This is a genomic window from Shewanella sp. YLB-07 (genome assembly GCF_009377275.1).
The window spans coordinates 18,621-34,776 of sequence record NZ_VOQB01000024.1 but is presented as its reverse complement, the minus strand read 5'-3'; the positions used below and the strand labels follow the sequence as shown (position 1 = coordinate 34,776).

The 16,156-nt window shown below is 45.4% G+C and carries 14 protein-coding genes; 4 read left to right on the top strand and 10 right to left on the bottom strand.

Translation table 11 applies throughout. From position 1 onward, the window contains the following. Positions 1–48: 48 nt before the first annotated feature. The 5 genes from FS373_RS30305 to FS373_RS30285 form a co-directional block, all read right to left on the bottom strand. Positions 49–528: a hypothetical protein gene (locus FS373_RS30305; protein WP_227993415.1), complete on the bottom strand. Its 480-nt coding sequence runs from the start codon at positions 526–528 to the stop codon at positions 49–51. Between the two features lie 40 nt (positions 529–568). Next, positions 569–1,135, bottom strand: coding sequence for a hypothetical protein (locus tag FS373_RS30300; protein ID WP_144044515.1), 567 nt, complete (start codon positions 1,133–1,135; stop codon positions 569–571). 113 nt (positions 1,136–1,248) lie between these two features. Then, on the bottom strand, positions 1,249–2,694 hold the full coding sequence (locus tag FS373_RS30295) for a M16 family metallopeptidase (protein WP_144044514.1): 1,446 nt from the start codon (positions 2,692–2,694) through the stop codon (positions 1,249–1,251). Then, entirely contained in the window at positions 2,691–4,019 is a 1,329-nt protein-coding gene (locus FS373_RS30290; RefSeq protein ID WP_144044513.1) for a M16 family metallopeptidase, read from the bottom strand. Before FS373_RS30290 ends, FS373_RS30295 begins: the two co-directional genes overlap by 4 nt. Before the next feature lie 206 nt (positions 4,020–4,225). Next, positions 4,226–5,539 carry an amidohydrolase gene (locus tag FS373_RS30285; protein ID WP_152831418.1) on the bottom strand — a complete coding sequence of 438 codons (1,314 nt, stop codon included), beginning with the start codon at positions 5,537–5,539 and terminating at the stop codon, positions 4,226–4,228. Between the two features lie 204 nt (positions 5,540–5,743). On the opposite strand from FS373_RS30285, the gene FS373_RS30280 reads away from it, so the two are divergent. Then, the gene (locus FS373_RS30280; protein ID WP_144044512.1) at positions 5,744–6,457 is read left to right on the top strand and encodes a flagellar brake domain-containing protein; all 714 of its coding nucleotides are present in this window, start codon (positions 5,744–5,746) and stop codon (positions 6,455–6,457) included. A gap of 21 nt (positions 6,458–6,478) precedes the next feature. On the opposite strand, the gene FS373_RS30275 is transcribed toward FS373_RS30280, so the two are convergent. After that, positions 6,479–6,760, bottom strand: a complete 282-nt coding sequence (locus FS373_RS30275) for a hypothetical protein (protein ID WP_227993422.1) — start codon at positions 6,758–6,760, stop codon at positions 6,479–6,481. A gap of 634 nt (positions 6,761–7,394) precedes the next feature. Between FS373_RS30275 and FS373_RS30270 the strand changes: the two genes are divergently transcribed. Next, positions 7,395–9,497 (top strand): putative bifunctional diguanylate cyclase/phosphodiesterase, encoded by a 2,103-nt coding sequence (locus FS373_RS30270; RefSeq protein WP_152831416.1) that lies wholly within the window; start codon positions 7,395–7,397, stop codon positions 9,495–9,497. 67 nt (positions 9,498–9,564) lie between these two features. Here FS373_RS30270 and FS373_RS30265 read toward each other — a convergent pair whose 3' ends face one another. Both FS373_RS30265 and FS373_RS30260 read right to left on the bottom strand, forming a co-directional pair. After that, positions 9,565–10,158 (bottom strand): tRNA-uridine aminocarboxypropyltransferase, encoded by a 594-nt coding sequence (locus FS373_RS30265; protein WP_144044509.1) that lies wholly within the window; start codon positions 10,156–10,158, stop codon positions 9,565–9,567. 238 nt (positions 10,159–10,396) lie between these two features. Beyond that, positions 10,397–11,599, bottom strand: a complete 1,203-nt coding sequence (locus FS373_RS30260; protein ID WP_152831414.1) for a multidrug effflux MFS transporter — start codon at positions 11,597–11,599, stop codon at positions 10,397–10,399. A gap of 107 nt (positions 11,600–11,706) precedes the next feature. Between FS373_RS30260 and FS373_RS30255 the strand changes: the two genes are divergently transcribed. Further along, the gene (locus tag FS373_RS30255; RefSeq protein ID WP_144044508.1) at positions 11,707–12,681 is read left to right on the top strand and encodes a LysR family transcriptional regulator; all 975 of its coding nucleotides are present in this window, start codon (positions 11,707–11,709) and stop codon (positions 12,679–12,681) included. Positions 12,682–12,849: 168 nt separating this feature from the next. Beyond that, the gene (locus FS373_RS30250; RefSeq protein ID WP_144044507.1) at positions 12,850–13,218 is read left to right on the top strand and encodes a hypothetical protein; all 369 of its coding nucleotides are present in this window, start codon (positions 12,850–12,852) and stop codon (positions 13,216–13,218) included. 43 nt (positions 13,219–13,261) lie between these two features. Here FS373_RS30250 and FS373_RS30245 read toward each other — a convergent pair whose 3' ends face one another. Then, entirely contained in the window at positions 13,262–14,539 is a 1,278-nt protein-coding gene (locus FS373_RS30245) for a hypothetical protein (RefSeq protein WP_227993413.1), read from the bottom strand. Positions 14,540–14,690: 151 nt separating this feature from the next. Next, on the bottom strand, positions 14,691–16,109 hold the full coding sequence (locus FS373_RS30240; protein WP_144044506.1) for a DUF4145 domain-containing protein: 1,419 nt from the start codon (positions 16,107–16,109) through the stop codon (positions 14,691–14,693). Between the last annotated feature and the right edge of the window lie 47 nt (positions 16,110–16,156).

The window sequence follows — 16,156 nt, the reverse complement described above, 5'->3', positions numbered from 1 at the left end:
GTATGCGAGTTCCAGCTAATAGAAATTATCTAGCTCGTAACATAGAGTCTAATTTTCTTCTTGCAGGGATACTCGCACCATCTCGATGCCTCGATAGAAGAGATAACGATCGGTATCGTCATCCAGATATTGAACATTCTGCAACCAGAGCCAGCCATTATCTTTAGGCTCAAACCTGAGTTGGATCAATGCGGGGCGTTTATTCAACTCCCCCTCTCCCAACAAGGTATAGCTGCCATATTGGCGGTATAGGCTAAAGCTTTGAGACTTGTCCTCATTGACTCCATCGAAGTAAATGAGAAAAGTAGACTCACCTCTGCGCCTGAACCACCAGGTTTCACTGAAATTATGATTTGCATTACGACTGACTGAGACTAATAACTGTTGTTGATCTGCAGAACAGATAGCCTGAACTGAAGTCTGCATAGGCTGTTGCTTCAGTTTCGCTGCACTGCCCTGCCAATGACCCGCAAGTGCCGTGCAAAAATCACCGAAATGAGCCTTCTCTGCCCAGGATGAAATAGGCATAAATACCCACAAGGCTATCGCACATGAAACGATACTCTTTCTAAAATAACTCGATATCATCTTTGAGGGTAACTTGATGCTGATCCTTATAAAGCTTCAAGGCTTCGTGTACCGGGACTCCTTGCAGTACAAGATTGAACATTTTTCTCTCACAATCAAGTGAATAACTCCCCTCTATCTCTTCTTGGAGCTTTTTCCACGACTCGGGGGAAATCCTTTGCTTCTGGCTGCTAAGCACCTCTTCCATCAATGCCAGCCCCATGATCACGTGTTGCAAACGTTGGGAAACACGATCGTAGAACTGGAACGCGACGACCCCTTCGTTAACGGCTGTTGCTAGGTTTTCACCATGAGATAATACTTCAAACGGCGTGCCTTCGACTTGAGTCAGGTAGCTATTCATCCCTTCCAGATGCATGGCCATATCGGTGAACAAGGCACCTAATGAGGTCACATTATGCTCGCCATCGCTCAAAGATAGTTCTATCTGCGCCATAGCCAACAACAGCACCTTGGTGGTCTCTTGAATATGACACCAATCGACATCGGCATCACTTAAAGGCAGTTCCATCTTAAGCTTGCTAGTCCCTGCATTACTTATTGCCATCTCGACCCTCCTGGTCTTAATACCTTATAAGCATCAAGTGTAGGACAGAGCAAACAAAGCTGCAGCAAGAAACGCTTTAGGACTCTAGCCCTAAAGCTTATTAGACTAACTTGCTATCCTCCAAAACCAACGGCTTTGATGTCTAAGCTGGTAACTTCGCCATACTCGGCCGCAATAAGCGCTATCTTCTCGGCATTACCTATGATGACAAACTGCAGATTCTGCTGCGGGAAGTAAGTGCTGACCAATCTCTGAGTCTCGGCCAAAGTTAAACCGTCCACTTTAGCTTGAAAATCATTGATAAAGCCATCATCGAAGCCATAGAGGTACATATCGGATAGCAAACCTGCAAGCTGGCCACTGGTTTCAAACTTAGGCGGAAATTGGCCTTTGACATAGGCCTTGGCAGAATCTAGCGTTAGTTGGTCTATGCCCGTTTCCCACAGCCTGGCATAAGTTTTCAATGCCAGATCGATAGTCTCTTTGGTCGTAGAAGTCTTGGTAAAGGTACTAATTCTAAATACACCGCCCTGAGAGTAAGCAACAAATCCAGAGCGAGCGCCATAGGTCAGTCCGGCATTAACCCTTAACTCATCATTGAGCCAAGAGGTAAAACGGCCACCTAAGATAGTATTGACCACTTTCAAGCCCACATAGTCTGGGTTATCCCGTGAGATACCCTTACCGCCAATCAGAAAGGTGGTTTCTATGGCATCACTCTTATCGACTAATAAGACGTTCGCAGACGAAAGCTCAGGCTGGTGCGCCTTCAGATTTAGTGCCACGACTTTTTCGCCATTCTGCCACTGACCGAACAGCTGACTAAGTTCGGCTTTCATCTGTTCAGCATCGAAGTCACCAACCACACTGATGGCCGTGTTCCTCGGCTGGTAATAGCTCTTATGAAATGCTCTCAGCTGTGAAATATTTAGCTCGGCTAAAGACTCGCTGGTGCCAGAGGTAGCATTACCGTATGGGTGTGCACCGAAGACGAGTTTGTCGAAATAGCGACTGATCACAGATCGGGGGCTCTCTTTAGCCTGAGACAATCCGGCAATCTCACGTTGACGCAATTTATCGAATTCGTTGGCATCAAAGTTTGGTGATAAAAGCAGACTCTTGATGAGAGGCAACATAGTATCGCTATCTTTAGCCATGAAGTCGGCACCGATATAGCTACCCTCTTTGCCCGCATCGGCATAGATAGAGGCACCAAGGAAATCTACCATCTGCTCTATCTCGGCCTTAGATTTTCCAGCGGCGCCCAGTAACAGGCTTTGAGCCGTCATTGCAGCCACACCTGAAGTCGTATCATTTACCGAACCAGCCCGCACCACAGCACTGACAGTCACCAAAGGCACTTCTCTTTGAGGCATCAGATATATAGTCAGACCATTATCCAGGACCAAGTATTCATAGGCTGGCATGCTGAAACTGCCAGTATCGACGCTGGTACTGGTCTGAGTTGAAGCACAAGCCGAAAGTGCTAATACACTGCCCAGAGTGATAGCTGTTATCAGCTTATTTGAACGCTTAGTGAGATGAGTTAACGTATTCATTCATCTGTCTCCTCTGTTGCTGCCAGCACGGCGACACTACGGTTTGCACGACGTAGATAAGTTTGTGCCACACGCTGAAGATCTGCAGGTGTAACCTTGTTGTAAGCTTCAGGAGCATTAAACAGTTTGTCGAAACTACCAAAATACAGCTCGTAGGTACCAACCGTGTTGGCCTTACCATTGATAGTCTCCATGGAGCGATAGAAATTCATCAACTTGATATTTTTGACCTTCTCCAACTCCTTCTCGGTCACACCTTCACGGGCAATGCGATTGATCTCGCTAATCATGCCTTTCTCAAGTTCGACGGCAGTGATTCCTGGGTTGGCGACACCCATCACATAAAAGAGATTTGGATCGATTGTCATCGGCAGGTAAGTTTCAACTTCGATGGCAACTTGCTTCTCCACTAAGGATTGATACAGACGAGAGCTATTACCCTCACTAAGCACTGAGGAGAGCAAGTCCAGCGCATAGTAGTCTTCATGTGATGTCGAAGGCACATGGTAGGCAAGCATGACATTAGGTGTGCTTACCGAAGCCTTTTGAATATAAGTTCGACGCTCACCTTTTTGCAGAGGCTCAACCGTTTTCACTTCTCTTGGAGACGCCTGCGCCGGAATAGGAGCGAAATATTTATTGGCTAACGCTTTTACTTCGTTGAACTTCACATCTCCAGCAATGACAACCACAGCATTATTGGGCGCATAATAGGTCTTGTGATACTGCACCAAATCGTCCAAGGTCCAGGCTGTAATGTCTGACTCATGACCAATCACAGACCAGCTGTATGGATGAGCCCTAAATGCAATGCCTTTTAGCTCTTCCTGCAGAGTACGCCAGTTTGAATTTTCCAAACCAGTTGTACGCTCAGAGGCCACAACACCACGCTCGCTCTCCACCATTTTGGCATCGATATCCAGGTGCCCGATACGATCGGCTTCCAGATCGAAGATGGTCTCTAATGCATTGGCAGGAAACCAATCTGTGTAGACAGTCAGATTTTCTGTGGTATAGGCGTTGTTAGCTCCACCAGCCGCTTCCATTGTACGGTCAAACATCTTAGGGCCGTACTTCTTAGCACCATTAAACATCATATGCTCGAAGAAATGAGAGATCCCTGTGATACCCGGCACTTCATTACGAGACCCTACTTTCCAAAACAGATACATGTTGGCATTTGGAATCGATGAATCTTCCAACACCATAATTTTCATGCCGTTATCCAGAGTAAAACTCTTAATATCTTCGGCTTGGGTCGCTTGCACTGTTGTTGAGACCAAGGCCCCTAACATCAGTACCAGCCCTAAGATTTTGCGAATCATTTTTCGCTCCCTTTTTTTATGTTTAATCGAACGGTTCGACTCTCTGATGCATCCCATAAAGCCAGTTATTTATCCCGACTCGATATGAATGACACGTTTGGTCGAACATATAATGCTAAAAATCGTTAAAATTCAACTGTGACCGAGTAAATAAACAGAAACAAATTGTAAATAACATACTACAAAAAATAACAATGACCTGAATCTTATCTAAGTGATGTCACTGCTAACTGAGTCAATGCTTCCACACCTATGACAAACGCACTCTCGTCGACATAAAAACGCGGAGAATGATTACTTGGAGCAATCTTATAATCTGTCCCTGCAGGTGTTACCCCGAGGAAAAAGAACATGCCAGGTGTTTCTAACGCATAATAGGAAAAGTCTTCAGCCCCAGTGATCAAACCCGGTTCTATCAACATTTTCTCCCCGACCACGCCAAGTAAAACAGGCTCCATCTTCTGCACTAGCTCAGGGTCATTGACTGTGACGGGATAGCCTTGCTGTATCACTGTCCTAGCGCTAGCCCCCATACTCTCGGCTATCAATGAGGCAGTATTTGCTAAACGCTTCTTTATATCGGCTCTCATATCTTGATCGAAGGTTCTTATGGTACCGATGAGCTCCACCTTATCGGGGATGATATTCGAACGAATGCCACCATTTATTGCACCAAAGCTCACGACAGCTGGTGCAGCTGTCACATCCACTTGTCGACTTATGATAGTCTGTACACCATTAATGATCTGCGCCGCTGCCACAATTGGATCTACTCCATTCCAGGGACGGGAGCCGTGAGTTTGCTTGCCGCTAACGGTGATAGTAAAAGAATCTTCACTAGCCATTGCTGGCCCGGATCGCAAACCTATCATGCCAGTAGGCATGCTGGAGGTGACATGTAGACCGAATATCTGTTCAGGCTTCCTCTCTGAAAATAATCCTTCTTTCAGCATAAGTTCGGCCCCCCCCTCTTCACCGCTTGGTGCTCCTTCCTCAGCAGGCTGAAAGATGAACATCACATCACCATGTAAGTGCTCTTTGACCTTAACCAGACTCTGAGCCACCCCCATTAAGATAGCGACGTGAGTGTCATGGCCACAGGCATGCATCACCCCTACTTTCTGTCCGCGATAGGTATCTATCGCCTTAGATGCAAAAGAAAGATCTACCTCCTCTTTCACAGGCAGAGCATCCATATCTGCGCGAAGCGCAATCAGAGGACCTGAGTTACCTCCTTTAAGAATGCCAACAACGCCTGTATGAGCGATATCGGTTCTAACATCTAATCCTAAGGAGATTAAGTGCTTCTCAATTATCTTACTGGTTCGAAACTCCCGATTTGAGAGCTCTGGGTACTGATGAAGATCTCGTCGCCAAGATATCACTTCACTCTCAACCTCTTGAGCCAAACTCTTGGTATCTATCAGCTCCTTTGCATGAACAACTGATAAAACCGAGCACGTAAAAAATGCAGCTAATGAAAACCTAACGAACAAAATAAAATTTTTAATTCTTAGCATATTATTCCCCTATCTACGCCTTATTTTTCTTCCTGAAATCTCCCTGTATAAGAAACTAAAAACGCTGTAATTTCAAGCGAACAGGCGTGACCACACCCTTACACTTCTAATTTTTATTGGTTCTAAAAATGGTTTTATAGCCAAAAAAAAACATCAATTCAAAGTTATACGCTATGGTTTAAATAGAAAAATGGAGAGTAACAAGTGCCTCAATCACAAGCTTACGAATTTTCTTATCTAGATAATATTGCCTGTAATACTGAGGTGCATATTCAGATCCTAACCCCAACTCAGCCTATACGATTACGAACTAGGCTTGTCGGTGTAGATCCACATGTATCCATAATATTGGCCCTTGGCTCTGACAAGCTTTGGCAACAGGCTAGTGACTTTATTGTTCAAGATCAGGGAGTCATCATACGCATTGTCAAAACTGATGAACCCGATGCTAATGTGATTGCCTTTAAAACCTGTATCCAAAAACTCATCAACGGTTCAGGACGATGGTTGCTTGTAGACTATCCTAAGGAGATACAAAAAGTAGCGCTTAGACAACACTCTAGAATCTCTATAAATGTTGAATCGTTACTCAGGCCTGCATCTAGTGAAGCAAGCGGAAATAGCGCTGAGGCTAAGCCTCTGGCACATGGAAATTTAAGCGATATATCAATCAAGGGTGGGGCCTTTGTCTGCAAAAATAATGACACAATAGAAAAGGAAGGCAACTACCTGCTTCAGGTTAAAATCATGCCAGACATGGAAACTTTATCCATGTCGATCACAGTTAAGAATGCAATTGGAATCGAACATGACAAAGAACAGCTCCAATATGGGTTTATCATAAACAGCCCCCAGAGTGAGGCTGAGATTTTTGTACAAAAAGTGATTCTCAATCACTTGCTAAAACAGTCTGAATAAGTACATTTTACTCAGCTAGCTTTAAAAAGGTTTTGGTATTTTCCGTTCTTTTGAGGCCGCTTCCCTCGCCTCTCTAAGGTATTTTCCCTCGCGAGACTCGCGCTCAACAAATTGCTTTTTCGCCTTAACTCTCTGTTCGGCTTCCCAGTCATTTGGTTGCATTTTTTTGTAGATTTTTTTCTCTCGCGCTTGTGTTTCGCCCGCTGCATCCCTGGCTTTTTGTAACTGTTCGAGCTCCAATTTTTGGGACTGTTCACGTGCCGCATCGGCTTTTTGAGACAAACTTTGAGTGTCTGATGCCATGGAGAAAGTTGAGGGAAATAAACAAGCCGCCCCAAATACACAGGCTTTCAGACTGAAACGGTAACTTCTATTAGATATCATTCACTCCTCCTTGAGAGCATATAAATCAGGCATATCGGTATTATCATTTTGCTGAACATAAGCTTGATGGCTTTCATACCAAAACGCAATAAATTACCCCCTAGATAGAGGCTTGGAAAACAGATAGCCCGGTTGAAAGCGAACTCCTTATCGACATTTATTCTGGCTTGGCGCAGGTTTTTAAGGGGAAGTCTCTCGGTTACCTCTATTGTAGGCAGCTCACAACAGAGCAATGGATCTAGGGCGTCGAATCTTTATGCCGAATAAGAAATAAACTAGCCCCTAAATGATCGAAAATAAACTCCTCTAAGCTCTCCCCCAAGAGCAGAGTACGATTTAAACTGTATCTTAACCTTAAGTCCTAGCAAAAAATGCAGGGGGAAATCATCTAAATATCGGTTATATATTATAAAAATGCATTTCAAGTTTGAGTAACTGAGGAAATAAGGTTATTTTTAATCCTGCTGTAATCTTGTGCTAATAGATACAATGCATTTTTAACTGAATTAACACCTAAACGATAAACAGGGATATGGGACAAGGGAGTAAAGGAATGGACCAATGGCCTCATCTATTATCTAAGCTAACTTCAGATAGGCCAAGCTTATCCGTGAAGCTTGAGTCTTGGCTACAGCAAGCTGATTCATCTCCATTAGCCATAATCAAAGGTTATCGCTTTATCGCGGCTAATCTGGCCACGCTTAAGTATTTTCAAACTCAAGCTGACAACTTCGTCAATGCTACTCCTTATGACTTTTCGCCTCGAATTCAATCTTCCGGACGAAATAGTGTCGAATATTCTCAGGAGATGATCCGCCAAGCCATCGCAGGTGATGTCATCGAATTTGACTGGCTTCATCTGAGCCAACAAGGAACAGAGCTGCCAACCAGAGTCGCTCTCTTCCCATTTGACTTAGGGGGCGAAACAGTTGTCTTGGCACAGTTCATTGCAACCAACAGACGTAACAGAGCCAGGACAATTACAGGAAATGGCTTCGACGCCTTACCCAAAGAGCTGATGTCTATCACCTTGGAAGACAGCGCCGAAGCTGTTTATATCACCAATGAAAAACACCAAATCATTGCCGTTAATAAAGCCATGTGTCGCATCTGTGGCTATAGCGCAGATCAACTGCTACTGAAGAATACAGAACTCATCGTTATGCGGAAACATACGCCAGCCGAAGAGGAGAAATACAACAACACCTTAGAAGAGCGTGGCAGCTGGCAGGGGGAAGTCTGGAAACAAAGATCCGATGGTTCAGAGTTTCCGGCATGGAAGAGTTGCCGGAAAATATCCGCAGATGGAAACATCTATTATGTCACCATCTTCAGTGACATCAGTGCCAAGAAAAAATTGGAAGCTAAGCTAACCGAGCAAGCTATGTATGATGCACTCACAGGCTTACCCAATCGATTTCACTTAAAATTATTGCTCAATCAAGCCCTGCAAGAGATCAAAGACAATCCAAATGAAATCGGCGCCTTGATGTTTCTCGACCTCAACGGTTTCAAGAACATCAATGATTGTTTTGGTCATGCCACCGGAGACAAAGTATTACAACTGGTCTCGGCCAGGTTAGAGGCAAGCTGTATAGATAAGGCCGAAATAGCTCGTCTGGGCGGTGATGAATTCACCTTAGTCATACAGGGTTGTCAAGATAGAGGTGAGATTGAAGCATTTTCAAAGCAGATAATGACGCTGTTCGATGCCCCGTTCGAAATTAACGATCAGAAGTTTTATCTGGGCACCAGCATAGGCATAGCCCTGTTTCCAGAGCACAGCGATCAAGCCTCCAAGCTACTCAGTCTAGCCGATACAGCTATGTACAGTGCCAAGAAAAGCCCACAACACGTGCTGTTTTATGATGCTTGGATGCATGAAGAAGCAGAGAAAAAACTCATCCTACTCAGCGAGCTACGGCATGCTCACAGCCTAAAACAGTTTAAGTTAGCCTATCAGGTGATCGTTAATTTAGAGTGCAATACCGTTATCGGTGCCGAAGCACTACTGCGCTGGCAAAAGAGTAATGGTGAAGTTATCAAAGCCTGCGACTTTGTGCCATTACTGGAAGAAACCGGCCTACTGGTCACCATAGGCCAATGGGTACTCAAGCAAGCTTGTCAGCAAATAGCAGAGTGGCGTAAACAGCACGCTCCCGACCTCAAGGTCTGTGTCAATGTCTCACCCATGCAACTGGAACACCCAGACTTTGTCGAGCACGTCAGCCAAGCCTTAACAATAAGCTCGCTGCCCGCAGAGGCTCTGGTACTAGAGATCACTGAATCGGCACTTTTGAGACAACCAGAGAGAGTTCAGAACACTCTCTGCCTATTAAAAAATCTAGGTGTTAGCATTGCAATCGATGACTTTGGTGCAGGTCTATCCTCCCTCAGCAAACTCGGCAGCCTACCGATCGACAGCTTGAAAATAGATGCAGGATTTGCACGTAGGCTCAGTGAACCACAAGGGAAACAGCTTTGTCAGGCGATGATCCAGCTAGCTCAAGCCCTAGATATCAGTTTTGTGGTGGAAGGCATAGAAACCAAGCAACAGAAAGAGATATTGGAACAGATGGGAAAAGGCTTCGGTCAGGGATATTTTTTTGGTCACCCTAAGACAGCTGATACCTTTACCTCTGATAATTTTTCATAGGCCAAGACTGTTATAAAAAGATGCTGTCGGCCCTAACAAATAAAGAAGCTTATTATATCAATCGGTATTACTCGTAACGCTTTCGCACACTCGCAGGCATAGAGTTAAGGCGTTGATTCACCATGGCACTCAATGCACGCGTTAAAGGAGTCACACTTAATTTGGGCTCTATGGCCTTGAGCACCATGGCCGTCGCCTCCAATGTCGAGAGGCTATCACTGCGGCTCGCCTTACGAATGGTATAATTCGATCCTGACTGCAGATCCAGATGCAAGGAAGGGTACTTAAGTAACCAAGGATTAAGCTGCAATAACTTATAGGCCTTCCTCCAAGTGCCATCGAGCAGCAGCAAGATAACCTCATCATCGAATCTCTCCTCCTCGGCATTCTTGCTCTTATCGGAGGGGTAAACAAGATAGACAGGCTTAGTACAGGCATCGAGATATTGGCGCAGTTGCGAAAAATCATCAGGCCCCTCACCAACTAAGACTTGCGTCTCCGGGATAACCAGAGATAACAAGCGCACGCTATTCTTGGCATGACCCACTTCACTTGGATCTTGCAACACAACCAACTCAGTCGAGGCATGCATCGGCTCGATACTCTCGCAGAGACAAGCCTTCAAGGGGTAATGACATTTAGGGCAAATAGGGCGGGCCACTGGGCTCTCTTATTTCAATTAATATATAGAAACACTAGTGTAACCGACATGAGATATAAACTGTATCTTGAACCCGATACAAATCCCCTCCTATGCCATCCATGGCATGCTTGGATAACAGTTTTAAAGAAAGGTCCATGTACAAAAAAAAGCCCGTCTCCTGTGGTTAGCAGTCGGCGGGCAAAGGGTGTTGCTTGATACAAGTTCGTTCCTAATTCCTAGAACCTAGACACTTCTCCTAGTGCGCATGCTGCTCCTGATGCCAATGATCTAAACGCGGTATGGCCAACATAACTAATAACATAATAGCTAACCCCCCCATCACCAGCGCAACTGCATAGGGAGCCGTCAGATCCGTTTGTTGTACAAGTCCGGCCAATAGAGAGGCGCCACTCATCTGAATGAATCCAAGCATGGCCGTTGCTGTTCCGGCTCGCTCGCCGAATGCCGACAGAGCCATGCTCGTTGCAGGGCCAAGCAGTAGGGCAAAACCGATACAGAGCAGCATCATAGGCAGCATAAAGCTAAATGCCGCTGCCAGCCCTGCTTGTGGCCCCCAGATCTGAACCAGAACCTGCGACACTGCCGATAGCAACATGATTCTCAGTGCCAGGATAACAGTAGGACGATTGCCTAACTTATTTATCACCATAGGAGCCAGGAAACAGGCAGCTATATTGACGGCAGCATTGAGACCAAACAGCCCGCTGAAGGCCAGCTCTGACATGCCCAAGTGCTCGATTAACCAAACTGGCGCATAGGAAACATAACTCAAAATCGCCGCCATTCCAGCCATGCAACATAATGCATAGAACATGAAATGGGGCTCACTCAGTACAGGCTTGTAACGTGACCAACGGTAAAGAGGGCCTGTGGTAACAGTATTAGCTGGTCGGGTTTCCGGTAGACGGTATCCTACGACTAACATCATCACTATGGCGTAGAGCGTCATAAAGATGAAGGTCGAGCGCCAGCCAAACTGCAACGCCAACAAACCACCCAGAGTCGGAGCCAATGCAGGGATCACGCAGATAACACCATTGAGATAGCTATAATATCGCGCACCTTCTTTAGGGGTGAAGCAATCTCGCACCGCACTGAAGACCACGATCGATGTTGAACAGGCCGCTAGCCCCTGTAGTACTCTGGCCAACTGCAACCAATGAAACTCCATGGCCATGGCCGCAAATATGCTGCTAGCTATGTAGAGTAAAATACCGAAGATAGCTATAGGACGACGTCCATAACGATCCGCTAGTGGGCCAATGAGAATTTGCCCCACCCCCATAGCGAATAGGAACAGCACTAAGGTCGATTGAATTTCACTCGATGAAACAGAAAACTCGGCAGCCATCGCCGGCATAGAGGGTAGATAGATATCTATGGCTAATGGACTTAGTACCACCATAGACATGAGTATGGGTAACAGATTTCGACGCATTATTTTTCTCAAGATGTAGCATTATTCTATGGCCAAATTTTAGCTCAGTGATGTTATGAACAGAAATGGTATAATTTCAGAACTGAATTTCCTTTAAGGAATAACTAATGAATCTGGATAACCTGGCGAGAATCGATCTCAATCTGCTGGTCATATTGCAGGTACTGCTGGAAGAACAAAGTGTCACCCGCGCAGCCAGTCGTCTGCACTTGAGTCAATCGGCTCTCAGTAAGAGCCTTAATCGCCTACGCGATACTCTAGGAGATCCCCTGTTTCATCGCACCGCCCATGGATTAAAGCCCACGGCCCATGCCTTACAGTTGGGCCAGAAATTACCAGATATGCTTCAGGGTCTATACCAGCTGACACAACCTCCTAGTTTCACTCCAGCAAGCAGCAATCGTCAATTCTCTTTCGCTATGGTTGAGAGTGCCTATGAAACCTTATTACCCTATTTTATCGGCCCATTACTCAATAATGCGCCAAACCTGAAACTCGATACCTATGTATGGATGGAGCAATCCATGCAGGCCTTACAGAAGGGACAGATCGATTTCGGCATATCAGGCAGAGACCTACATCCACAATCAGATTTTCAAATTGACAGGCTTCCCCACGGAATATCTCACCAGACCCTGTTTACCGATAAGCAGATCTGTTTGGTCAGAGAAAATCATCCAATAATTTCTGCGGTAAAAACAGGCCAATGGGATATACACATCTATCTGGAAATGTCACATGTACAGGTGCGCTGTGAAGGCAATGACTGGTGGGCCCTTGACTATCATCTGGCAAACTTAGGCCATAGACGTAAACTTAGTACTACGGTACCGGACTTTTATGGTGCGGCAAGTGTGTGCGCTCATAGCGATCTGATATTCACCTTGCCATCTAGCTTTGCCCGCCATGCCGGAAAGCTGTATCCATTGGTCGAGCTGCCACTGCCATTCGAATTTATTCCATTGGCCTATGTTCTGCTTTGGAATTCTCGAAATAACGAGGAACCCGGTCATAAATGGATAAGGGAAACCATATGTAAGAGTGTCGCCGAAGCTTTCGATAACGAAACTTGTGATAATTAGCCCGCTATTCAGCTTAGATTAATCCAAACTGGTTTATCATTGTGACTCTTGAGGTGTTATCGCCTTTACAGACAATCTGTTACATATTCACAGCCAGATTAACTGAATTTAACGTGATCTTAGGTTATTAAATATGCAAACTGGACACAGTTAATTTTTGGAGTTTTTATGATCTATAGTCAATTTCAGCAATCACCTTTCCAGACAAGATTCTCCGGAGCCAAAGGTTGGATGGCGTTTGCTATCGGTATTGCAGTCATCACCCTAGCGCTCATCGCTCTGCCATTCCTGCTATTGTTCGGCGCTATTAGCTTTATCTTGTTAAGCCTGTTTGGTCGTCTATTTCTTAAGAGACAGCTAGCTAAGTTTAAACAGCAGCAAGCCCAGGGAGCTTATACAGATAAGCAGCAACAAAGTAATTTCTCTACCGCTAGCGAACAGCAGAACCAGCAAATATTTACCGATAAGGCCTTTGCGGATAAACGTCATCAAGCTGAGCCGCACCAAGGACGTACCTACGAGCACGACCCAAGCTAGCAGGCGTCACCTTTCAGGCGCTGACACAGGAAAGCGCTAAGCGTTATACTTTAAATTGTGAAGCTGTCAGAGGCCGCTTTAACAGCGCCTCGAAACGCTTCCAATGCTCATGTTTTCTCGTCTCGCCATCTTTTTCTACCCATCGGGCTACACTCTCCTCTCCATGATTATAATTAATCACATAGGCTCGATTAGAGAGATAGAACTTCACCCTTTGCTTAGCTCTTGACTGAGTATACAAACCATATTTTATCAAGAGGTTTTGAGCATCCTCTTCCAAGATATGACCATCGGTCAACTGCTCACAGACCAAATTATCCAAATAGGCGAGTTTCTTATAACACGCCAACACCTTGTGGTATTTCTCAATATCCCCCTCGATACCTGCTAATGGCATCAAGGTCTCATATTCAAAATCGATCACCTCTTGCTTAGACATGATAAGGCTCAGGCCATAATTAGCACTGCCTTCCGAAAGAAAAGAGATAGGACTATAGAGAGGATAAACTGCATATTCGATCCATTGCTCGGTTCTGACCAGATCTCTCTCCTGCAACAGGTTGAATACATGGTGACCAGGATAGCCTTCATGGCTGGCAAGCTCCAGACACCGCTCAATATAAAGAGGCTGATCTTGGTTAAGCTGAATGAGACTCTTATAGTTACCTTGATACCAGTTATAGGCGGTCCAGATCTTATCGGTGACAAACTCGATACTGAAATTTTCATCATGGGGCAGCTCTATATGCACCCCAGTGAGCGCTCTGGCTTTATCTACCGCAGCCTCGAATACCGCAGGGATCTTGCTCTGAGGCACTATAAATTCCGCTCTAAACTGCTCGAAACGCTCGGCTAACTCTCCTTCGCCCGGTAACAGCTTATCGATCTCATCTTGTATCGACTCGAATGAACATAAGCCAAATTTTTGCGACTGAGTATCGTATAAACCTTCAGACTCAACATCGAAGCTACCTCTATCCCCTTGCAGATGGCTCAAGTAGTAAACCACAGATGATACTTGCTTGTTTAAGAAGCTATGCCTGGAGATGAGTTTAGCGTCAATATCCGATAGACTGAGAGAGTTCAGGCACTTTAGCTGTGCTTTTGCCATTTTCTGCAGCTCTGTCAGATTGAGTTTTTTACACTCCAATCGCCAAATTTCTGGGCCGTAGAAGGCATCGACATAGAAGGGATCATGCAGGCCGATAGCGAGTACCAACTTGACATAACACTCGGCAATATCATTGAGCTTCCGGTTCAATTGTTGATCATCCATAAGATCACCTTCCCAGTCTTGTCTTTCGTCCGCACGTGTCAGCAATTAAGTATCCTCTCAGCCTGAATAACATAAATGTAACACACTGCATATTGTATGCAAATATTGAGTGCGCAGAATTTCAATTTTAGTTTTCTAAATAGTAGAATAAGAGGGGTTGACCAGATGGACTTATATCTACCGCTATAGATAGGTATTAATCAGAAAGCAGTTCTTTTGCTCTCTCTAGGGCAGCTAACTCTTCTGTCTTAGTTGCAACACAGAGCACATTTTCAACCTGCTGCAGCAGAGAGTGCCATAATGGCTCTATGACGGAGAGTTCCTCGTTACTTGCCCGCTCTTTGGCTAACTTGAGCAGAGCCGCAGAGCCTACTACATCAATTTTATCAAGCATGCCGTCGGCTAAGGCTATGCTGAGTTCAATCATGGCGGGGACACTATGACCGTACTTGATCACTTCTCTGAGATAAGACTCGGCCAAAGCCAGCTCAACACTTGTAGAACCATCATCATTGAGCAAGGCCTGGGCACGAGAGAACATGGCATCGAGCTGCCCTTGTTCTGCCGCCTCTTTCATCCAGTGCTCACTGGCCAATAGATCGATTTCTGTGCCTTCCCCTTTTGCCAACATCAAGGCAAGATTGTATTGAGCATGGGGAAAGCCAGCCTTAGCGGCTTGGGAGATAAAGTCATTAGCCTGGACAAGATCACCTTGCTGATAAAACAACACACCTAAGTTCGCCATCGCCTCCGCTTGCTCCAGCTCGGCAGCACCCTGCAGATGTTCTTGAGCTTTATCGAGATCGATAGTGACGGTTTCACTACCTACCAGATAGAAGTAACCTAACAAGGCCATAGCATTGGCAACACCAGCCTGGGCAGACAAAGCGATAGCCCTCTCCCCTGCAACGACGTCGGACTCACCTTTGTAACCGTGAATTAAGGCGACGCCATGCTCGTGCATAGCATTCATATTCCGATCGGCAGCCAGAGAAAACCAATATTGGGCCTTGGCTAAAGTGTCTCTGGAAAGGTTTGATTGGGCAGCCTCTTCATCATCGAGAGCCTCGAGTGCCAGCTCTTGTTCTTGCTGCATAAGAGCACGAGTTTTGAGTGACATTCCTACAAGATATTGGGCTTCTGCTTCGCCTTGCATCACGGCTCTATAACAGAGATCCCGCCCCACCAATAAATCGAATGGCTCAAATTTATACTTAGGCAGTGACTTACCCGTGACTTGCTTAAACAAAGATTCGATGAGTTTTAATAGCTTCTCTATCGATTTTTCACTGAGCTGCTGTAATTGTTCGGCAGTCAGGTGATATTTTTCCGGATGGGCTCCACGATTACCATCCCCTCGTAAACGATGCAGGGCTCTGGTAATACGTACATCGATGACGCGCTGATTATTAAGAGTTTCTATTCTGTCGTATAGATTTGGACCCGCGAACTTGACTCCTTTGGACTCAGCCAGCAAATCCGTTAATTTATGGGTAAGACTACGAAGCAGCAGTAATGCCTGGGTAGGCACATCTTTTACATAGCTCTTAGCGATGCAGTAGTCATGACCTAATTCGGCAGAAAATTGAGTAACTAAGTCCACATCAGTAAGCACAACAGATACTCCGTATTTCCCATTCCTAAATGCTAAGCACTAAATTT